This is a genomic window from Paraburkholderia sp. BR10937, from assembly GCF_040965695.1.
Lineage (GTDB): Bacteria > Pseudomonadota > Gammaproteobacteria > Burkholderiales > Burkholderiaceae > Paraburkholderia.
The window spans coordinates 19,966-37,111 of the sequence record NZ_JBFRCL010000063.1 but is presented as its reverse complement, the minus strand read 5'-3'; the positions used below and the strand labels follow the sequence as shown (position 1 = coordinate 37,111).

At 67.1% G+C, this 17,146-nt stretch carries 17 protein-coding genes; 3 read left to right on the top strand and 14 right to left on the bottom strand.

Features of this window, described 5'->3' with window-relative positions:
- Positions 1-35: 35 nt before the first annotated feature.
- Both ltaE and AB4Y44_RS35095 read right to left on the bottom strand, forming a co-directional pair.
- On the bottom strand, positions 36-1,040 hold the full coding sequence (ltaE, locus tag AB4Y44_RS35100) for a low-specificity L-threonine aldolase (protein ID WP_368702089.1): 1,005 nt from the start codon (positions 1,038-1,040) through the stop codon (positions 36-38).
- Between the two features lie 153 nt (positions 1,041-1,193).
- Positions 1,194-1,916 (bottom strand): peptidoglycan DD-metalloendopeptidase family protein, encoded by a 723-nt coding sequence (locus AB4Y44_RS35095; protein ID WP_342919041.1) that lies wholly within the window; start codon positions 1,914-1,916, stop codon positions 1,194-1,196.
- A 290-nt stretch (positions 1,917-2,206) separates the two neighbouring features.
- On the opposite strand from AB4Y44_RS35095, the gene AB4Y44_RS35090 reads away from it, so the two are divergent.
- Entirely contained in the window at positions 2,207-2,527 is a 321-nt protein-coding gene (locus tag AB4Y44_RS35090) for a hypothetical protein (protein ID WP_342919042.1), read from the top strand.
- A 130-nt stretch (positions 2,528-2,657) separates the two neighbouring features.
- A complete protein-coding gene (locus tag AB4Y44_RS35085; RefSeq protein WP_368702088.1) occupies positions 2,658-3,470 on the top strand; it encodes a DUF2968 domain-containing protein in 813 nt (270 codons plus the stop codon).
- Here the strand turns inward: AB4Y44_RS35085 and AB4Y44_RS35080 are convergent, their stop codons facing one another.
- The 12 genes from AB4Y44_RS35080 to AB4Y44_RS35025 all read right to left on the bottom strand — a co-directional run bounded on the left by AB4Y44_RS35080 (position 3,471) and on the right by AB4Y44_RS35025 (position 15,663).
- Positions 3,471-4,394, bottom strand: a complete 924-nt coding sequence (locus AB4Y44_RS35080; protein WP_342919044.1) for a dihydrodipicolinate synthase family protein — start codon at positions 4,392-4,394, stop codon at positions 3,471-3,473.
- 17 nt (positions 4,395-4,411) lie between these two features.
- On the bottom strand, positions 4,412-6,139 hold the full coding sequence (locus tag AB4Y44_RS35075; protein ID WP_368702087.1) for an IlvD/Edd family dehydratase: 1,728 nt from the start codon (positions 6,137-6,139) through the stop codon (positions 4,412-4,414).
- Positions 6,140-6,711: 572 nt separating this feature from the next.
- Entirely contained in the window at positions 6,712-7,038 is a 327-nt protein-coding gene (locus AB4Y44_RS35070; protein WP_342919046.1) for a DUF4148 domain-containing protein, read from the bottom strand.
- Positions 7,039-7,247: 209 nt separating this feature from the next.
- A complete protein-coding gene (gndA, locus tag AB4Y44_RS35065) occupies positions 7,248-8,660 on the bottom strand; it encodes an NADP-dependent phosphogluconate dehydrogenase (RefSeq protein WP_342919047.1) in 1,413 nt (470 codons plus the stop codon).
- 119 nt (positions 8,661-8,779) lie between these two features.
- Positions 8,780-9,394 (bottom strand): DUF938 domain-containing protein, encoded by a 615-nt coding sequence (locus tag AB4Y44_RS35060; protein WP_368702086.1) that lies wholly within the window; start codon positions 9,392-9,394, stop codon positions 8,780-8,782.
- 47 nt (positions 9,395-9,441) lie between these two features.
- Positions 9,442-10,059: a pyridoxamine 5'-phosphate oxidase family protein gene (locus AB4Y44_RS35055; RefSeq protein ID WP_368702085.1), complete on the bottom strand. Its 618-nt coding sequence runs from the start codon at positions 10,057-10,059 to the stop codon at positions 9,442-9,444.
- A gap of 28 nt (positions 10,060-10,087) precedes the next feature.
- Positions 10,088-10,954 carry an NAD-dependent protein deacetylase gene (locus tag AB4Y44_RS35050; protein ID WP_368702084.1) on the bottom strand — a complete coding sequence of 289 codons (867 nt, stop codon included), beginning with the start codon at positions 10,952-10,954 and terminating at the stop codon, positions 10,088-10,090.
- 21 nt (positions 10,955-10,975) lie between these two features.
- Positions 10,976-11,236 carry an oxidoreductase-like domain-containing protein gene (locus AB4Y44_RS35045; RefSeq protein WP_342919051.1) on the bottom strand — a complete coding sequence of 87 codons (261 nt, stop codon included), beginning with the start codon at positions 11,234-11,236 and terminating at the stop codon, positions 10,976-10,978.
- 86 nt (positions 11,237-11,322) lie between these two features.
- A complete protein-coding gene (locus tag AB4Y44_RS35040; RefSeq protein WP_368702083.1) occupies positions 11,323-12,087 on the bottom strand; it encodes an SDR family oxidoreductase in 765 nt (254 codons plus the stop codon).
- Positions 12,088-12,124: 37 nt separating this feature from the next.
- Positions 12,125-13,066, bottom strand: coding sequence for a transporter substrate-binding domain-containing protein (locus AB4Y44_RS35035; RefSeq protein ID WP_342919239.1), 942 nt, complete (start codon positions 13,064-13,066; stop codon positions 12,125-12,127).
- A 181-nt stretch (positions 13,067-13,247) separates the two neighbouring features.
- The gene (locus AB4Y44_RS35030) at positions 13,248-14,141 is read right to left on the bottom strand and encodes a LysR family transcriptional regulator (protein ID WP_368702096.1); all 894 of its coding nucleotides are present in this window, start codon (positions 14,139-14,141) and stop codon (positions 13,248-13,250) included.
- Positions 14,142-14,253: 112 nt separating this feature from the next.
- Positions 14,254-15,663, bottom strand: a complete 1,410-nt coding sequence (locus AB4Y44_RS35025) for a DUF2252 domain-containing protein (protein WP_342919053.1) — start codon at positions 15,661-15,663, stop codon at positions 14,254-14,256.
- 258 nt (positions 15,664-15,921) lie between these two features.
- Between AB4Y44_RS35025 and gltS the strand changes: the two genes are divergently transcribed.
- Entirely contained in the window at positions 15,922-17,136 is a 1,215-nt protein-coding gene (gene gltS / locus AB4Y44_RS35020; protein WP_342919054.1) for a sodium/glutamate symporter, read from the top strand.
- Positions 17,137-17,146: the final 10 nt, after the last annotated feature.

Here is a 17,146-nt window from a genome sequence, read left to right as displayed (position 1 = left end):
AGGAAACGCATGCCTTCGCCAGCCCGTCGACCGGCTTATCGCGCGAAGTAACCCTTCACCGCCGCCACGAACGTGTCGATATCGGCGGCCGTCACGTCGAGGTGCGTGACGAAGCGCGACGCGTACAGCATCTGCGTGAGGATGCCGCGCTCCTTGAGATACGCCTCCAGCGGCGCGCAGTGTTCCTGCGGGAACTGCACGAACACCATGTTCGTGGCCTGCGACATCACCTTCACCTGATCGATCTGCGCGAGACCGGCGGCGAGACGCGCGGCGTTCGCATGGTCGTCGGCGAGACGCGCGACATTGTGATCGAGCGCGTAAAGGCACGCGGCCGCGAGCACGCCCGACTGGCGCATACCGCCGCCCAGCACCTTGCGCCAGCGATGCGCAGCGTCGATGAGCGCGCGGCTGCCTACCAGCACCGACCCCACCGGCGTGCCCAACCCCTTCGAAAAGCAGATCGACACCGAGTCGAAGCCCGCCGTGAGCGCCTCGAGCGGCTGGCCCGAAGCGACCGCCGCGTTGTACACGCGCGCACCGTCGAGGTGCGTGGCGAGCCCGCGCTCATGCGCGAGCTGCGTGGCCTTCGCGACGTAATCCGCCGGCAGCACCTTGCCGCCGATGGTGTTTTCGAGCGCGAGCAGACGCGTGCGCGCGAAGTGGTCGTCGATCGGCTTGATCGCCGCGGCGATGCGCTCGAGCGGGATCGAGCCGTCTTCGGCGTTGTCGAGCGGCTGCGGCTGGATGCTGCCCAGCACGGCCGCGCCGCCGCCCTCGTACTTATAGGTGTGGGCCGCCTGGCCGACGATGTACTCGTCGCCGCGCGCGCAATGCGCCATCAGCGCGGCGAGGTTGCTCTGCGTGCCGCTCGGGAAGAAGAGTCCCGCCTCCTTGCCCGCCTCTTGCGCCATGCGCGCCTGCAAGCGCAGCACGGTCGGATCGTCGCCCCATACGTCGTCGCCGGTTTCGGCGCGGGTCATGGCGGCGAGCATGGCTTGGCTCGGACGGGTGACGGTGTCGCTGCGCAGGTCGATCATTGCGATGAAATCCTCGTGGTTAAAGCACGCGCGGGACGCACTGGCGCGCGCCTGGTCGGGCGCGCGTCGCGCGGCGTGGGAACCATCGAGTGTATTTTCAAACGGCGGCCCAGCGCAATGCCGGGCCGGGCGCAGGGCGCGCTTTCGCCGTGGCTAGTGCGCGAGCAGCGGCAGCGGATCGACGGGCTTGCCGTCGCTACGGACTTCGAACTGAACGCCGCCGGCGCCCATTTCCGCGATCGGCTGGCCTTGCGAGACGGCGTCGTCTTCCTTCACGAGCAGCTTGCCGTTGCGGCCGTAAGCCGTCACGACCTGGTCGTTGTGCTTGATGATCACGAGCGGCCCGTAGGCCTCGATCCCCGTGCCCGCATAGACCACGCGGCCGGCGGCGGCGGCCTTGACCTCCTCGCCGGGCATGCCGCCGATCACGATGCCGGTGGACTTGCCGGGCACGAAGCGCTGCAGGATCGGCCCGCGCGCAGGCCACGCGAGCGCGATGCTGGGCGCGACAGGCGCCGGCATGGCGACGCCGGCGGCGGCGGGCGCGCCGCCAGGCATCTGCGCCTGCGGCGCAGCCGCTGCGTAGTTGGGCGGCGGCGCGACGCGCAGCACCTGGCCCGGCAGCAGCTGGGCGTTGGCGGAAGGCAGCTGGTTCCAGCTCGCGATGTCCTGGGGACGCTGGCCGAAGGCCCCGGCCACGCGCGAGAGCGTGTCGCCCGGATTGACGCGGTAGTAGCCCGCTGGCACGCCGCTCGTGGACATGGGGGGCGCGCTTTGGGATTCCCATGGCGCGAAGGTGCTGCTACAGGCGCTGCAGACGAGCGTGAGGGCGGCCAGCGCCGCATACGCGCCCGGGTTTCGCCGTTGTCGATTCATCTTGCTGTTCCTCGCTTGGTCCTCGCGTATGACGAAAAAATACGCATGTGGAGTGCGCGGCGGGCCGCAGGCGTTCACTTGCGCGCCACCTTCCGCGCGAATGAAGACGGAATAAGCCGGAAATGGCGAACGTCCCCCATTATATCGTTCATGCTCCAGCCGCCTTTTTTCGCCGGCATGCTCGCCCGGCCTGCGTTTGCGCGGGTCAACGCCTATACTGGTTCACGCGTCACCCGATAATCAGATGAAAGGCCTCTCGCTGCAGTCCCATGGCCCTGAGGGATCCGAGAATGAACAAAGCCACCTTTCTTTCGCTGCAACTCAACGTCGAAGATGTCACGTCGTCGCCGGGCCTCGTCGAATTGTTGAACAACCATCTCATCTTTGCGGCCGATGTGGCCGAAGCCGCCGACGAACTGGTCCAGCACGCCAGCATCGCACGGCTTTCCGGCGCCACCGAGGCGTCCGTGGAAATTCCCGCCATAGTCATCGAGCGCCTGCGCGATGCGCTCGACACGCTGAGCGGCTATGACGAAACCTGGCTTTTCGCGCTCGAGCCCGGGCGTGCGCTCTTCGACGACATCGCACGCCGGCCTCGCCTGCTTCATTAGTACGCGAACCCGGAGCGGACGGCGCCCTACCCGCATCGCCCGCCCCATTTGCCTGCGCGCCGGCGCCCGTATGCCACGCTGCCGCGCGCGGAGCGCCTTGTTTTTGGCGCGCCAAACTGGGGGAACCGCCGTGAAATCCATTCTGAACCGCCGTAACGCCGCGCTCTCTGGCGCACCATCACGAATCCTGGCCGTCGCCCATGATGCCGCCACGCAGCGCGCCGTCGCAAGCGAAGCCGCGAGCCGCGTCCCGCAGTCCGCGGCCGAGCCTACCATGACGCCGCCCGAGGCCCCCGTCGAGATCGAATCTCGCGCGGAGCCGGCCGCTGGCGCAGCGGTGCAGCCCGAAGGCGCCGGCGGGCCTCGGCCGGTCTCCACGCTCCATCCGGTGCCGGTCATGCCCGCGCACCTGAACGGCCGCCCGGTGCAGATCGCCGACGGCGCCGCATTCGAAGCCCTCCACGCTGCCGACGAGTTGATGACGTTCCGCGTCTTCCGCTGCTTCGCCTATACGGTTAGCCTCTTCTTCCATCCGCCCACGCTCGGCTACTTCGTCGCACTCCATCAGGAAAGCGTACTGTGGCGCGCGCTGAAAGCCAACGACCTCGACGCGGCCGGCTCGGCGTTTCACCTGATGCAGGAGCAAGCCACGCGCCTCGCCGACGGCGAAACGCGCCGCGTGCAACTCGTCGCGCAAAACGCGGAGCTCACGCGGCAGATCGAGGAGTCGGAAGCCCAGGCCGAACGCCTGCGCGTGGACCTGCAGCGCCATGCGGAACAGGAACAGACGGTGACGGGCCGCCAGCACCAGATACGAAAGGACGTCGCTCAGCTGGAGGCGCAGCGCATCGCCGCGCAGGCCCAGTTGAACAAGGCGCACCGGGCGCTGCATCAGCTCAAGGTCGCGACGAGCGAGGGCGTGCCCCATCTGCATGCGCGGTGATCACGCGAGCGGGCCCAGTTGCCGCGCGAATCGCCGGGCGGCTTCGAGGCCGAAGCGGCTCGGCACCAGCTTCACGTCGCGCTCATGCTCCACGTCGAGGCCCATGCGCCATGCCGCGATGCGCTTGCCGTAGCAAATCAGCGTATCGAGCGACTGCATGACGAAAACGATGGCGGGCAGCACCTGCTGGTACAGCGCTTGTGCGCGCTCGAGATCGCCTGCGCAATACGCGGCGTACACCTGCTGCTGCCAGTCGAAGCAATCGGGCGCGACGATCATGCCGGCGCAGCCCGCGCGCAGGTTGTCGAGCAATTCCAGGCCGCCGCGGCCGTTGAGCACGGGCATCAGGTCGCCGATCTGCGCGATCGTTTCGGCGATCGTGACCGCCGGGCCTTCGCCCTTGAGCACGCGGAAGTTCGGGCATTGCGCGGCGAGCGCGCGCAAACTGCCCGGCGCGAGCCCGACGCCCAGATACTCCGGCGCGCTCTGGATGCCGACCGTCACGTCGAGCCCCGCCATCACGCCAGCGAAGAAGTCGAAGTAGAACGATTCGGGTTGCGCAGGCTCGCCTTGAGCGCGCGCGGGCGGCTGGAGGATCAGCCATGCCGCGCCGCGCCCGATCGCGCGTTGCGCGAATTCGCGCTGCGCCTGCACCGTGGGGCCGCTCACCGTGACGGCAAGCGGCAGCGCGCCGCCGCTGTCCTCCTGGGCCCAGTCGATCACCTGCTCGCGTTCGGCGCGCGAAAGCTTGTTGACCTCGGTCGCAAGCCCGAGCACTGCGATGCCCGGCGCGCCGCCGCGCACGGCCGCTTCGACCTGGCGCCGCATGGCGGCGCGGTCGAGGCGGTTATTGCGATCGAAGAACGCATAGAGGATCGGATAGATGCCAGCGACGGCACCGGCGGCTTTGGCTGGCGCGCTCATCGCGTGCTCCGGCGCGCTCAGTGGGAGTCGCGCGGCACGGCCGCGCCGCTCGCGCCGACAAGAAAGTCCAGATCGGCGCCCTTGTCGGCCTGCAGCACGTGCTCGACGTAAAGCCGGTAATAGCCGCGCTCGGGCAGTTCGGGCGCCGTCCACTCGGTCTTGCGGCGCGCGAGTTCCGCGTCTGAGACTTCCAGATGCAGGCGCCGCGCCGCGACGTCCAACTCGATCATGTCGCCCGTGCGCACGAGTGCGAGCGGACCGCCCGCCGCCGCTTCGGGCGACACGTGCAGCACGGCCGCGCCATACGCCGTGCCGCTCATGCGGCCGTCCGAAATGCGCACCATGTCGGTAATGCCCTTTTGCAGCACCTTCTTCGGCAGCGGCATGTTGCCGACCTCGGCGAAGCCCGGATAGCCCTTCGGCCCGGCGCCCTTGAGGACCATGATGCAATGCTCGTCGATATCGAGCGAATCGTCGTCGACCTTCGCGTGCAGTTCCTCGACGTTCTCGAACACGACCGCGCGGCCGCGATGACGCAACAGCGCGGGCGTGGCTGCCGAAGGCTTGATGACCGCGCCGTCGGGCGCGAGGTTGCCCTTGAGCACGGCGATGCCGGCTTTGGGCTTGAACGGCTGCGCGAACGAGGTTATGACTTCGGCGTTGTAGTTCGGCGCGTCGGCCACGTTTTCCCAGAGGGTTTTCCCGTTGACCGTCAACGCGTCCCGATGCAGCAGCCCTTGCTCGCCCAGTTGCCGCAGCACCGCAGGCAGGCCGCCCGCGTAATAGAAGTCCTCCATCAGATAATGGCCGGAAGGCTGCAGATTCACGAGGCAAGGGACATCGGAGCCCAGTTCCCAGTCATCGAGCGAAAGCGGCACGCCGATGCGCCGCGCGAGTGCGATCAGGTGCACGACGGCGTTGGTCGAGCCGCCGATGGCGGCGTTGGTGCGGATCGCGTTTTCGAATGCCGCGCGGGTGAGGATCTTCGACATCGTGAGGTCCTCGCGCACCATCTCGACGATGCGCCGCCCGGCGAGTTGCGCGAGCACCTGGCGGCGCGCATCGACAGCGGGGATGGCCGCGTTGTGCGGCAGCCCCATGCCCAGCGATTCGACCATCGAGGCCATCGTGGACGCCGTGCCCATGGTCATGCAGTGGCCGCGCGAGCGGTTCATGCACGACTCCGCCTCGACGAATTCGGCCTGCGACATCGTCCCCGCGCGCACTTCCTCCGACATTTGCCACACGCCCGTGCCCGAGCCGATCTCATGGCCCCGGAAGCGCCCGTTGAGCATCGGGCCGCCCGAGACGGCGAGCGCGGGCAGGTTGCACGACGCCGCGCCCATCAGCAAGGCCGGCGTGGTCTTGTCGCAACCGACGAGCAGAATCGTGGCGTCGATCGGATTGCCGCGAATCGACTCCTCGACGTCCATGGAGGCGAGATTGCGAAACAGCATCGCGGTGGGCCGCAGGTTCGATTCGCCGAGCGACATGACGGGAAATTCGAGCGGCAGGCCGCCGGCTTCGTACACGCCTTTTTTCACGTGCTCCGCGAGTTCGCGAAAGTGCGCGTTGCACGGCGTGAGTTCCGACCACGTATTGCAGATGCCGATGACGGGACGGCCGTCGAACGCGTCGTGAGGGATGCCCTGATTCTTCATCCACGAGCGGTGAATGAAGCCGTCCTTGTCGGCTTTGCCGAACCAGGCCTGGCTGCGCAAGGGCTTGCGGGTGGGGCGGGTCATGGCGGGGCGTCTCCTGTAGCGGGGCAACTGTCAGGGAAACTGCCGCCCGATCATAGGAGTGACGTTCGGACCCGTCAATGTTCGATATGGCGTCCTTAGATATGGACAATACGCGCCACAAAAAAGTACGGGCCGGTGGAGAACCGGCCCGCGCTGGACTGCCTTGCAACAACGTACTGCGTACTGCAACTGCACGGCTGCACCTCTCACTGCGCCAGCCAATTTCAACTGCCTTCTGCTCTCTGCGTACTGCAACTTCCTGACTGCAACAACTCACCTACTGCGTACTGCGTACTGCGTACTGCGTACTGCGTATTGCGTATTGCGTATTGCAACTGCACACTGCGAACTGCACCTTCTACTGCAACCACTCACTGCGTATTGCACCTACGACTTCTACTACAACCACTCTCTGCGTATTACGACTGCACCTTCTACCGCAACCACTCACTGCGTATTACAACTGCAACTCACTGCTCACTTCTGCTGCAACTACCGACTACGGACAGCGACAACTCACTACAGGGGGTAGCTTGCCGGAACCGCCTGCAGCGGTTCCGTTCGGTCAGGGCTTAGTGGCCGAAGTAAATGCGCTGATGCGGGGCGACTTGCGCCGGTTGCACCGCGGCACCCGACTGCGACGTGCCGACTGCCGGTGCGCCGTAACCGCTGGTGTCGCCGGCGGCGAGCTTTTCCTGGCTCACGCGCGCTTGCGCGGCTTGCAGGTTTTCCGGGTAGTTCACATGGTCAGCCGACGGGTTGTAGCCAGCGTGCTCGAGTTGAACCAGTTCCGCGCGCACCTGGGCGCGGGTCAGGCCCTGCTCGCTCGACTGGGCGAACGAGATAGCCGGGATGGCAAGGGCTGCGGCAACGACAACTGCGGGGATAAGCTTGTTCATGATCGGACCTCCATCTGTTTTATTTCCGCTTCGGAACACCGTGTTCGTCAGCGATTGATTACAGTGTAGGCGTCCGATTACGCTAGGGAAAACCCTAATTCATCAAAACACCATTGCGATTTCGGTAATAAAAAAAGGTGAGCCCTGAGGACTCACCTTACGATTCCAACAAAGACCGCAACGACAATGCGGCCTTCTGCCTTGCGACCTTACGACCAGTCGGCGTGGAAGCTGCCCGGCTTGTCGATGCGCTCGAACGTGTGCGCACCGAAGAAGTCGCGCTGCGCCTGCACGAGATTGGCGGGCACGCGCTCCGACCGGTAGCCGTCGAAGTACGCGATGGCCGAAGAGAACGCCGGCACCGGCACGCCCGCGCTCACCGCCTGGATCACCACGTCGCGCAGCGCCGACTGATAGTTGGCCGCGATGTCACGGAAATAGGGATCGAGCAGCAGGTTGTCGAGCTGCGGGTCCTTCGCGTAGGCGTCCGTGATCTTCTGCAGGAAGCGCGCGCGGATGATGCAGCCCGCGCGGAAGATCTTGGCGATCGTGCCGTATTGCAGGTCCCACTCGTACTCGTCTGAAGCCATGCGCAGTTGCGCGAAGCCTTGCGCGTACGAGATCACCTTCGAGAAGTACAGCGCGCGGCGCACCGACTCGATGAACGCCTTGCGGTCGCCCGAGAACGGCTTCGCGTCCGGGCCCGCAAGCACCTTGCTCGCGGCCACGCGCTGCGTCTTGAGCGACGAGAGCACGCGCGCGAACACGGCTTCGGTGATGAGCGGCAGCGGCGCGCCAAGATCCAGCGCGTTCTGGCTCGTCCACTTGCCGGTGCCCTTTTGGGCGGCGCGGTCGAGGATCACGTCGACGAGATCCTTGCCCGTTTCCTCGTCCTTCTTGCCGAAGATCTTCGAGGTGATCTCGATCAGGTAGCTGTCGAGCTCGCCTTCGTTCCATTCGGTGTAGACCTTGCCCAGTTCCTCGTTCGAGAGGCCGAGCACCTGCTTGAGCACCGCGTAGCTTTCGGCGATCAGCTGCATGTCGCCGTATTCGATGCCGTTGTGCACCATCTTCACGAAATGGCCCGCACCGTCCGGGCCCATGTAGGCCACGCACGGCTCGCCGTCCGTCGGCGCCTTCGCGGCGATTTCAGTGAGGATCGGCGCAACCAGATCGTAAGCATCGCGCTGGCCGCCCGGCATGATCGACGGGCCCTTGAGCGCGCCTTCCTCGCCGCCCGACACGCCCGTGCCGATGAAGTGCAGGCCCGACTTCGCGAGTTCCTGGTTGCGGCGGATAGTGTCGGTGAAGTGCGTGTTGCCGCCGTCGATCAGGATGTCGCCCTTCTCCAGCAGCGGCTTGAGTGCGGCGATGGTGTCGTCGGTGGGCGCGCCGGCCTTCACCATCATCAGGATGCGGCGCGGTTTTTCCAGCGAATCCACGAACTCTTCGAGCGTGTACGCCGGCACGAGCTTGCGATCCGGATACTCGGCGATCAGCTCGTCGGTTCGGGCGCGGCTGCGATTGAACACCGAGACCGCGTGGCCGCGGCTTTCGATGTTGAGCGCCAGATTGCTACCCATCACGGCCAGACCTACAACGCCGATTGGCTGTTTGCTCATGTTGTTTCTCCACTTCATTCATTGACGGCGCCGCAACGGGGCGCCAACCGTGCAAGCATAAGGGAAACGTAGCGGCGCTGCGCGAACGCGCGCATGCGCGCCGGACGTTTGCCGACTGCTTAGCGTTTTCGGAACACCAGGCTGAAATTGTTCGCGGGCATCGGCACGCGCGCTTCGCACGCGAAGCCTCGCGCCTGCGCCAGCGCCTCCACTTCCTCCATGTCGCGCACGCCCCAGGAGGGGTCGCGCGCGCGCAAGTCGGCATCGAAGGCCTCGTTGCTCGGCGCCGTGTGCGCGCCTTCGCGCCGGTACGGCCCGTAGAGCACGAGCGCTCCGCCCGTAGCAACGCGCGCGCCCGCGCCTTTCATGAGCGCCTGCGCCGCTTCCCACGGCGCGATGTGAATCATGTTGATGCAGACGATGGCATCCACTGCGTCGATCGGCCAGGGCTCACGGCACACGTCGAGATCGAGCGGCGCACGCAGGTTGGCGAGACCCGAGTGCTCGCGCCAGGCCTCGATCGAGGCGCGGGCGCGCGCGTCGGCGTCGCTCGGCTGCCACGCGAGGTCAGGAAACGCGGCCGCGAAGTGGACGGCATGCTGGCCGGTGCCGCTCGCGATTTCGAGCACGGTGCCCCGCGCAGGCAGCGCGCCGCGCAGCACCTCCAGGATCGGCGCGGCGTTGCGCTCGGCGGCGGGCGCGGACAGGCGTTGGACGGCTTGCGGTTCGTTCATCGTCTTGCGGTCTTTCGGCGTTTGGTTGACGTTCAGTCGGCGTTCACTCAGTACAGCGTGGTCTTGATGCGCTCGGCGAGACCGGCTTCGTAAGTCTCGGCGTCGAACGTCTCGCCATATTGCTCCTCGTTCACGCGGCGCAGCATCTCGCCCGCGCTCGGCAGGTGCGAGCGTTCGACGTGGCGCGACGGGTCCCACAGCTTCGAGCGCACGATGGCCTTGGAGCAATGGAAGTAGACACTTTCGACGTCGATCACGAGCACCGACCGCGGAGGCCTGCCATCCACGGCGAAGCTCGCGACGAGCGCGGAGTCGGTGCTCACGCGGCCACGCCCGTTCACGCGCAGCATCTCGCCCACGCCCGGCACCATGAACAGCAGCCCCACCTGCGACGAGGCGATCACGTTGCGCAGGCTGTCCACGCGATTGTTGCCGGGCCGGTCGGGCAGCGCGAGCGTGTGCTCGTCGAGAATGCGCACGAAGCCGGGTGCATCGCCGCGCGGCGAGCAGTCGAGACCTTCCGGCCCCCCCGTGGCGAGCATGACGAACGGCGAGCTCTCGATGAAGCGCCGGTAATCCGCGTTGACGTGATCGATTTCCTTGCGCAACGAGCGTTCGTGCGGCGTGCCGTAGTGCGCTTCGAGGTTGGCTAGCGTGGTCAGCATGTCGTCGGGTCCGTGGAGTCGTGAAGTGTCAGGGGGCGAGGCGCGCACCCAGCGCGTCGAGCGCGGCCGCGCAGGGAGCTTCGAGCTTGAGGGCGAGGAGCGGGTCGGCGCGCGTCTTGCCCATGTTGATCGCGGCCACGGGTTTGCCGCGCTGCTGCGCCCACGCACAGAAGCGGTAGCCCGAGTAGACCATGAGCGAGGAACCGACCACGAGCACGGCGTCGGCCTCGTCGAGCGCGTTCGAGGCGCTCGCCACGCGCTCGCGCGGCACGTTCTCGCCGAAGAACACCACCGAAGGCTTGAGCATGCCGCCGCACGCGGCGCACGCGGGCACGTGGAAGGCATTGGCGCCGTCGAAGTCGAGATGGGCGTCGCCGTCGGCGGCGGGTTCCGCGCTCGCGCCCACGATGGCAGGGTTGCGCGCCTCGAGTTCCGGCTGGATCGAGGCGCGCGAATACTGCGCCCCGCAGTCGAGGCAATGCACGTGTGCGATGCTGCCGTGCAACTCGATCACGTCGGGGCTGCCCGCGCGCTGATGCAGGCCGTCGACGTTCTGCGTGACGAGCGTGCGCGCATAGCCCGCCGCACCGAGGCGCGCGAGCGCGCGGTGCGCGCCGTTGGGCTGCGCGAGCCCCACGGTGGGCCAGCCGATCAGGCTGCGCGCCCAGTAGCGGCGCCGCATGCTTTCGGAGCCGAGGAATTCCTGCAGCGTGATGGGCGGCGAGCGCTTCCAGGCGCCGTTCTCGTCGCGGTAGCCCGGAATGCCCGAATCCGTGCTGATACCCGCGCCGGTCAGCACGAACAGGCGCGGATGGCGCTCGACGAACGCCTGCAGCGCGTCGAGGGCGGCGGCATCGAGGACGGGAGCGTTGGCAACGAGAATGGATTCGGTCATGGCGGCAGGGAGCGATGCAGTTCAGCGCCTGGGCTTGCCGCCCGACGGCGCGGCCGCTGGCGAAGCCAATTTCGCGGCTTGCTTGCGCGGGGCTTTCGCCTGCGCCTGCCGTTCGGCTTCGCGCGCTTCCCACGCGGCCAGCGCGGCGCGGTAGCGGCCGAACTCCTCGTCGTACAGATCGAAGATGCAGGGGTCGCAGCCGCTATGGCAGCAGTCGTCGTTATCGGGGCATTCGGGCGGCTGGGGACGGGGATCGTCGTCCGGACGCGGGGGCAAAGACATGGGCGCTCGGGCGTCGTAGTGGTTCAGCGGCCAGTATACGGGACGTGGCGGCCGGGCGTGCGGCAGCGCTCGCCCGGCCTGCGCACTCAGCCGCGCCCCACGAACGGCATCTTCGTCGCCATGATGGTCATGAACTGGACGTTCGCTTCGAGCGGCAGCTGCGCCATGTGCAGCAGCGCGTCGGCCACGAGCTCCACGTCCATCAGCGGTTCGATGGCGATTTCGCCGTTCGCCTGCGGCACGCCGCGCGCCATGCGCTCGGCCATCTCGGTCGCCGCGTTGCCGATGTCGATCTGCCCGCACGCGATGTCGTAGCGCCGGCCATCGAGCGAAACGGTCTTCGTCAGGCCCGTGATGGCGTGCTTGGTGGCCGTGTAGGCGGCGCTGAACGGCCGCGGCGCATGCGCCGAAATCGAGCCGTTGTTGATGATGCGCCCGCCGCGCGGCGTCTGCCGCTTCATGAGCCCGAACGCCGCGCGCGTGCACAGGAACACGCCGGTGAGGTTCGTATCGACCACGGCGCGCCAGTCGTCCACGGAAAGCTCGTCGATGTCCACGGCCGGTGCGTTGCGGCCCGCGTTGTTGAAGAGCAGGTCGAGCCGGCCGTAGCGCGTGCGGATCGTCTCGAAGAGCGCCTCGACGGCCGCCGCGTCGGTCACGTCGCAAGGCGCCGCCAGCGCTTCTTCGCCGCGCGCGCGGGCCTCCCCCTCGAGCGCTTCGAGCGGCGCAGCCCGCCGCCCCGCCAGCACGACGGCAAAGCCGTTGGCCAGCAGCCTTTGCGCGCACGCGCGGCCAATGCCGCTTCCCGCGCCCGTCACCAAGGCGATCTTGCGTTGTTCCGTTTCACTCATCGTTGCCTCTTTGTTTCGGTTGAGCCTTCAATCGCCTTCAATCGAGCGGCTGGTCGTTGGGATGCGCGAAAAGCGCCTTCATCGGCTCCGAAATCGGATAGTCGAGGTTCACGCCCGCAGGCGGAATGGGCGACTCGAACCAGCGCCGGTAAAGCGCGAGTGCCTCGCCCGAGCGCTCCATCTTCGCGATGGTGTCGTCGGCAATGCGCTTGAATGCGGTGTCGCCGCGCCGGAACATGCAGCCGTACACTTCCGATCTGGCCGGGCTGCCGACGATCGCGAAAGCGCGCGCGTCGTTCAGGTTACGCGCGCTTTGCTCGACCGGCGCGCCCGGCGTTTCGCTCGCCATGTAGCCGGTCGCGAGCGTGGCGTGCAGCAGCGGTTCGTCCATCACGAAGGCGACGGCGCGTCCCGCGCGCACGGCTTCGACGGAGTCGCCGTGCGTCTTCGCGACGACGATGCGCATGTTCATCGCGCGCTCCATGTTCCAGCGGCGCAGCAGGCGCTCTTCCGACGTGCCCGCGGTCGTGACCACCGTACGGCCCGCGAGATCGCCGAAGTCCTTGACTGGCGAGCCGCGCTTCACGAGCATGCGCACGCCGTACTCGAAGATGCTGTTGGAGAACGCGACGTCGTTCTCGCGCTCGCGCGTATGCGTCGTGGTGCTGCACTCGAGGTCGATCGTGCCGTTCTGCACGAGCGTGATGCGGTTCTGCGGCGTCACGACGAGTTCGCGCACGCGCAGTTCGGGGAGCTTGAGCGTCTCACGCACGTTATCCACGATGCGCTGGGTGATCTCGTACGAGTAGCCCGTCGCGTGCTCGCCACCGGCCATATAAGAGAACGGCACGGCGGCCTCGCGCACGCCGATGACGATGGTCCCGGTGTCGCGAATCTTGCGCAGCGTAGGGCTTTCCAGTTCATCGGCATGCCCCGCGCCTGCAAACACGCAGGCGCCCGCGAGCGCGGCGTAGCGCATGTGGCCGCACAGCCTTCTGGCGATACCCAACGGCTTTGACTCGCGCTTCAACCGTGTCTTCCCTGGATCTCTCGTTCGTTCGCGTGGAGCGCGCGCACAGCGGCGCTCCCCCCTGCGCGCGATTGTACCGGCGGCCCGTGAGGGCTCACGTGATGCGGCGTCGGCTCCCGTGTCCGGGCGCTCACGCCGTGCACGCAGCGGCGAGGCAGCCGCGCAGCACTTCCACGAACGCGCTGCCCGCCTGCGAGTCCATGCCGCCTTCGCGCCACATCGCGAACACGCCGACCGTGAGCGCCGGCTCGACGCGCCGGATCACCACCGGTTCGCCCGCCCCGCGCGCGCTGAGTTCGTCGAGCAGCACGCGGCCGATGCCGCGCGCCGCGAGTGCGCGCGCGACGTGCCACGTCTGCGCCTCGACGGCCGCGAGCCGGTCGTCCACGCCTTCGGCTTCGAGCAGGTTGCCGATCGCCTCGCCGAGCGGATCGACGTTGCCGATGCTGATCCACTCGCCGTCGACCAGATCGCGCAACGCGAGCGGGGTGTGTTCCGGCGTCGGGTCGTCGGGCGGCCCGACGCAGACCACGGCCGTGCGCGCCAGTTCGACCGCGGCGATGCCCGGCCGCGCCGGCGGATTGAGCGCGACGCCCAGATCGAGTTCGCGCGTGAGCAGCGCGTTGAGCAGTTCCGCGGTATGGCGCGTCTGGATCCTGAGCGACACCTCGGGGTAGTCGGCGCGAAACGTCTGCACGGCAGCCGGGATCAGGCTCATGCCGAGGCTCGGCAGGCAGCCGATGCGCAACAGCCCTTGCGGGCGCAGCGCGAGATTGCGCGCGAGATCGCGAATGCTGTCGAGGTTCGATTGCAGCTTCTGCGTTTCGGCGAACAGCAACTCGGCCTCGCGCGTGGGCTGCAGGCGGCCGTGCGCGCGGCTGAAGAGCTTGAGGCCCGCGCTGCGCTCCGCATGCGCGAGCACCTTGCTGACCGCGGGCTGCGAAACGCACAGCAACTCGGCCGCCTTGGACAGCGAGCCGGTGCGCATGATCGCGTGAAAGACTTCGATATGACGTAGACGCATGGGGCGCGTGCCGTGCATGCGTACGAGGCTCATGCGCGGCGCGATGAAAGAAAAGCGCAAGGATAGCGCGTTCGGCTGCGCGCCTCGCCTGCAGGTTCGACTCAGCCTCTGCTCATATGCGGAAATCGGCGGCCATGTCGTCGTCGCTGCGCGCGACGATCGTGCCGTTGCGCGCGGCCTTGAGGAACACGTCGTAATCGCGCTCCACCTGGTCGGCATAGCTGAATGCGTAGCCCGTGAGCGCCTCCGCGAACTGATCGCTGCGGCCGATGTACGAAGAGATTTCGATGGCGGCGCTGCCCGACTTCGCATGCGCGCGTGCAAGCGCCCAGCCGCACAGACGCGCATAGCCGCAGAGCAGCGTGCTGTCGAGCAACTGGAGATCGACCGAGAGCTTCATGTCGCGCAACTGGCGCACGTAGAAATGACGGCCGTTGGGCCCCGTGGTCCAGCCAAGGAAGATATCGCTCGCCGCCTGCAGCAGCCGCTGGCCGTGCACGACGCGCGCGCCTTCGTGCTTGATCGAAGGCGACTTGAAGTACTGCGAAACGACCGAGCGGCGCGCCTCTTTTACCTGCAGGAAGAGTGGCTTCTCGTGATGATCGACGAGCAGCATCACTAGGCAGCGCGTGCCCACGCTGCCCACGCCCACCACCTTGAACACCAGGTCCTGAATCGCGAAGTGATCGAGCAGTTCGCGCCGGTCGGGTGCGAGCGTCTTCGCGTAAGCCTCGTACATGGGCTCGATCAGCGTGCGCCAGTCGCCAAGCGTGAACCAGTCGTCTTCGGGTTCGAACAGCGTGTTGACGCCGTGCACGTGAAAGAGCGCGGGCGGTGCGTCGTGAATCGTCCAGTGGTCGCCATCGCGCTCCGCGAGCTTTTCGAGCAGGTTCTCGTGCGTGCGATTCGCGGCCTTCTCCATGCCGCGCCGGATCAGGCGACGGCCTTCGGGCGTGAGCGCGGTTTCGACCATGCGGTCGAAGGTGATTTTGTCGTACCAGAGATCGAGCGCGCCGTACTCCGCGTATTGGCGCAGGCGGTCGCGATAGCTGGTCACGGCCGTCATCACCAGTTCCTCGGCCACGCCGCGCGAGTAGCGCATGTGCCGCGCCGCCACGACGAAGCTCGCCACGAGCCGCTTCACGTCCCACTCCCAGGGGCCGGGCGCGACCTCGTCGAAGTCGTTGAGATCGAACACGAGCTGGCGCTCGGGCGTAGCGAAGGCGCCGAAGTTCAGCAGATGCGCGTCGCCGCAAATCTCCATCGCCATGCCGGTGTTGGGCAGACCCGCGAGGTCGTGCGTCTGGAGGATCGCGCTGCCGCGAAAGAACGTGAAGGGCGAGACGATCATGCGCCCGTAGCGCAGTTGCACGAGGTTCGGCACGCGGCCTTCGCTGCTCGCGCGCAGCAATGCGAGCGGGTCGCGCTTGATGGTGCCGGTTTCCTTGTGGCTGGAACGTTTCGAGCGCTCGCGCGCGGCACGCCCGGCCGCCTCGCGTTCAGCAACGGTGCTCCCATTCATGACCTTCTCCGGTTCTTGTACGGTCTCGCGCCATCGTGGCGAACGGGGAAATGCGGGGGTATTCGTCCTGCATGGGCGGCGGCTTTGCGCCTGTGAATGTCTGCCAATTTAAGCGTGGGGCCCCGTTTCGTGCAAGCAACGTGGCCGAAACCGGCGCCAGGCTGCGCACCATGCGCGCAGCGCGCAAGCGGCTGGTGTACCGTGCGCGAAAGACGCGACGCCTGCCTTGCACCTTCGCCACCCCGCCGGACATACGCCATGAATGTCAAAGTCTACGGAACGCTCGTCGTCGCATCGCTCGTGCTGATGGTCGGCCAGTGGCTCGTCGCCGCCGTGCCGATCCTGCGCAAATGGACGATACCGGAACCCGTGGCAGGCGGCATCGTCGCCGCGCTGATCGTGTTCGGACTGCACAGCTTCGCGCACATGGACGTGGTCTTCGACACCTCGCTGCAGGCGCCGCTCATGCAGGCGTTCTTCGCCACCATCGGCCTCAATGCGAACCTCGCCAACCTGAAACACGGCGGCCCGGTGCTCGTGCGCTTTCTCGCGGTCGTGGTCGCCCTGCTCGTGCTGCAAAACGTGCTGGGCATCGCGCTCGCCATGGCGTTCGGCGTCGATCCGCTGTTCGGGCTGCTGGGCGGCTCGGTCTCGCTCGCGGGCGGGCATGGCACGGGCGCCGCATGGGGCGCGGTGTTCACCGAGCATCACGGGCTGCAGTCCGCGACCGAAGCGGCCATTGCGTGCGCCACCTTCGGGCTGATCATGGGCGGCATTCTTGGCGGACCCGTTGCGCAGCACCTCATGAAGCGCATCGGCACGCAGGCTGGCGACTCAGCGGCTGGCGCCAGCGGCACGGCAACGCCCGAGCCGTACGCCTTCGAAGAGCCGAAAGCCGAGCAGCCCACCACGCCGGGCGCGTTCATCAACACGCTCACGCTCATCGCCATCAGCCTCGCCGTAGGCGAAGCGCTCTCCGGGCTGATCGCGGGCACCGCGTTCGAATTGCCGACCTTCGTGTGCGTGCTGTTCGTCGGCGTACTGCTCGCCAACGGGCTCGCGCTCATCGGGCGGCCCGTGGCCGAGCACGCCGTCGCGCTGATCGGCAACGTGAGCCTCGCACTCTTTCTCGCCATGGCGCTCATGACGCTGCGCCTGTGGGACCTCGCCGCGCTCGCGCTGCCGGTGTTCACGATCCTCGCCGCGCAAACGCTGCTCATGGTGGTCTACGCGATCTTCGTGACCTTCCGCGCGATGGGCGCGAACTACGACGCCGTCGTGCTTTCGGCGGGCCACTGCGGCTTCGGCCTGGGTGCAACGCCCACGGCGATTGCGAACATGCAGGCGGTCACGGCGCGCTTCGGCCATTCCCATCTGGCGTTTCTCGTGGTGCCGATGGTGGCCGCGTTCTTCATCGACATTGCCAACGCCATCGCCATCAAGCTCTTTCTCATGCTGCCGATTTTCCATTGAGCGGCCGGGC